Annotated in this window: 4 protein-coding genes; all 4 read left to right on the forward strand. The window is 59.0% G+C overall.

Annotated features, from left to right (window positions below; genetic code table 11):
* On the forward strand, positions 1 to 382 hold a 382-nt coding region (locus C9413_RS30300), incomplete at its 5' end, for a carboxymuconolactone decarboxylase family protein (RefSeq protein ID WP_246703894.1).
* 76 nt (positions 383 to 458) lie between these two features.
* Positions 459 to 842: a hypothetical protein gene (locus tag C9413_RS30305; protein WP_040114000.1), complete on the forward strand. Its 384-nt coding sequence runs from the start codon at positions 459 to 461 to the stop codon at positions 840 to 842.
* Entirely contained in the window at positions 839 to 1,735 is an 897-nt protein-coding gene (locus C9413_RS30310; protein ID WP_040114001.1) for an alpha/beta hydrolase, read from the forward strand. Before C9413_RS30305 ends, C9413_RS30310 begins: the two co-directional genes overlap by 4 nt.
* 25 nt (positions 1,736 to 1,760) lie before the next feature.
* Positions 1,761 to 2,927, forward strand: a complete 1,167-nt coding sequence (locus C9413_RS30315; protein WP_040114002.1) for an ABC transporter substrate-binding protein — start codon at positions 1,761 to 1,763, stop codon at positions 2,925 to 2,927.
* Positions 2,928 to 3,050: the final 123 nt, after the last annotated feature.

The raw sequence follows: 3,050 nt of genomic DNA on the forward strand, positions 1-3,050 counted from the left end.
GCCTGTCCCTTCGGAACAGTTCGCTCAAGGGCTGGCGACGCGTCGTGAAGTCATGGGCGATGCCTATGTCGACGCAGCACTCGGTAAGGCGACCGACTTCACTTGGCCTATGCAGCAGCTCGTCACCGAGTATTGCTGGAACGAGATCTGGAACCGACCAGGCCTCGACAGGCGCGCGCGGTCCATTCTGAACCTTGGAATGATCTCTGTTCTTAATCGTCCGCATGAGCTCAAGGGCCACGTGCGCGGCGCGATCAACAACGGCCTCACCAAGGAGGAAATCCAGGAGATTTTCCTGCAGGTCGCGATCTACGCCGGCGTACCGGCGGGCATTGACAGCTTCCGAAACGCCCAGGAGGTCTTCAACGAAATGGGCATCTGAAGCCGCCGCTGGGCATATTGGCAACGTTTGAAAGGCGTGGATCGGCCGCGCCGTTATAACTAGGGAGGAGCCGAACATGGCCATCGACCTCGAGAAGTTCAAAAAACTGGCGCTGGAGGACTTCGAGTTCAAGCGCGAAACCCGTTATCTCAACGGCATTATCAAATGCGATTTTCCGACCCGAAGCGTCGCACTTCACTTTGAAGACGGCAAGATGGTGAAGGTCGAAGAAGCCGCCTACGACGACGAGAAGTGCAAGATCGTCATCCGCGGCACGGGTGAACAGTGGGACGCGCTTCTCCAGAAGAAGCCGCAGCCGTTTTACCAATGCCTGCAGTCGTCGAATATCAAACACGGTCTGTACCTTAGCAACAATCACGAAACCTTCGCGTATCTCCCTGCGCTCAATCGCATGACGAACCTGATGCGCGAAGCCCGTCCGGAAGGAGTAGCAGCATGACAAGGCATGATCCGATCACCGGCCGTTACGTCTACCTGACGATCGAAGGCATCGAATATCGCGTCTATTACGAGGAAGCCGGACAGGGCATTCCCTTGCTTGTCGGTCACACGGCGGGCTCGGACGGCCGCCAGTACCGCCACACGCTCTGCGACGAAGAGGTGACCAAGAACTTCCGCGTCATCGCGTTCGACCTGCCCTATCACGGGAAGTCTCTTCCCCCGCATGGCGTTCGCTGGTGGGAGAAGGAATACAACATGACCAAGAAGTTCATGATGGACTTCCAGCTGGAACTCTCGAAAGCCCTTGGTCTGGACCGCCCCGTTTACATGGGTAGCTCGATGGGCGGACATCTGGCCATCGATCTGGCGTCCAATTACCCTGACAACTTCCGTGCGACCATCTCCGTCGAAGGGGCACTGCGCTCGGCTGCCGAATATGTCGATGTCGGCATGGCAGGCATCAGGAAGGAATTCGACAACCCGAACGTCAATCGTACCTCCATCGGCGCGGCCATGATGCTCAATATCTCGCCCTACTCACCAGAAGCCAATGTCCGCGAAATCCAGTGGGAATATAGCTGCGGCGGTCCGGGCGTCTTCGCAGGTGACCTCTATTACTACTACTACGACCACAATGTCTCGCCCGAAGAGGCGAGCAAGATCGATACGTCGAAGTGCATGCTGTACTTTCTGACGGGCGAATACGATCCGAATACCTCCCCGGCCGACACCAAGATCGCCGCCGATCTCGTCAAGGGCAGCAAGTTCTGGACGATGGAGAAGCTCGGACATTTCCCGGTCACTGAAGACTACACCGAGTTCAGAAAATACCTGCTGCCGATCCTCGAGGAAATCCAGCAGGCATCCGCAACCAGGGCGAAAGTCGCCTGAAACAATCTCTTGGGAGGAGCATCCAATGAGACGCCGTTTAACCGCAACCATGGGGGCGCTGATCGCGGTCGGCGCCCTGACGACCACGACGTGGGCTGACGGCGTCGACCAGCTCCCCGCCAACGAGAGGAAAATCTACGAGGTTGTCGACCCGCAGGTCCCGCTCGGAGCGAGTGCCTATAAGGACTTCAAACCAAAGAAGGGACCGCCCTGGAAGATCGGCTACGCCAGTAGCTATGCCGGCAACACGTGGCGCGCAGCGGCCCTCGATGCCGTCATGAATGACCTCTTGCCGCGCTCCAAGGAAGCAGGGCTCGTATCCGAAGTCGTGGTCACCCAGTCCGACCTCAAGGACGCCGTCCAGATTCAGCAGATGCGCCAGATGGTTGATGATGGGGTCGATGCCATCATCATCTGCTGCTCGAACGTCACCGCCCTCAACCAGACGATCGAGTACGCCTATAAGGCAGGCGTTCCTGTCTTCTCGTTTTCGGGATACGTGACGTCGCCTTACGCGATCAACGGCGCTGCCAATCACGCGCAGGGCGGCGGCGAGATGGCGACCTGGCTCGCAGACAAGATCGGCAAGAAAGGCAACGTGCTTCTCGTGTCGGGCATCCCTGGCTTCGCCTCATCCGATAGCTTCGATAAGGCCGCCAAAGATGCGCTGGCAAAGTATCCCGACATCAAGATCGTCGGCGAAGTGGCTGGCAAGTGGACCGACCAGGTAGCACAGGTCGAGGTGCAGAAATTTCTGGCGACGAACCCCACCCAGATTGACGGTATTCTGACACAGGGCGCGCAGGAGAACGGCGTGTTGAACGCCATGCTCCAGTCGGGCCGTGACATGGTGCCGATTACGCTGGGCGGCGAGGCTTCGGCGGCATGTTACTGGCGCCAGAATCCAGAATGGATCGATGCCGGCTTCCATATCTGGCCGCCGCGCCGCGAGATGCAGCAGATGTGGGAGATTATGCTTCGTACGCTCCAAGGGCAGGGGCCAAAGGTGCAGTCCGTCCTGCGCCCAGTCCTGCCGTTCGCAATCGATGACGTTCGCGCGGCGATCCCCGAGGATTGCGATTTGAACTCGACTGATTTCGTCGAACCGAAGGCGGACGGATGGTTCCCAAGTGCGATTGCCGACCAGTACTTCGAGCGTCCTGCCGATCCCTGGAAGCCGGTAGCCCAGTAAGCCGGATCCGCCCGGTGGCTTAACCGCCGGGGGGGACCGTTGGATGATCGTCAAAGCCCCCTTGGCGGACGTTGCGGGGGGGAGGTCTGCGATGGGCGGCGCGATACCAGTCGAGATGGTAGA

Source organism: Rhizobium sp. SEMIA 4085, from assembly GCF_013004495.1.
Taxonomy (GTDB): Bacteria; Pseudomonadota; Alphaproteobacteria; order Rhizobiales; family Rhizobiaceae; genus Rhizobium; species Rhizobium gallicum.

What these genes read in the sequence shown, in the direction of transcription:
- C9413_RS30305 (WP_040114000.1), top strand. Translation starts at nt 459, where the DNA reads ATGGCCATCGACCTCGAGAAGTTCAAAAAACTGGCGCTGGAGGACTTC.
- C9413_RS30310 (WP_040114001.1), top strand. Translation starts at nt 839, where the DNA reads ATGACAAGGCATGATCCGATCACCGGCCGTTACGTCTACCTGACGATC.
- C9413_RS30315 (WP_040114002.1), top strand. Translation starts at nt 1,761, where the DNA reads ATGAGACGCCGTTTAACCGCAACCATGGGGGCGCTGATCGCGGTCGGC.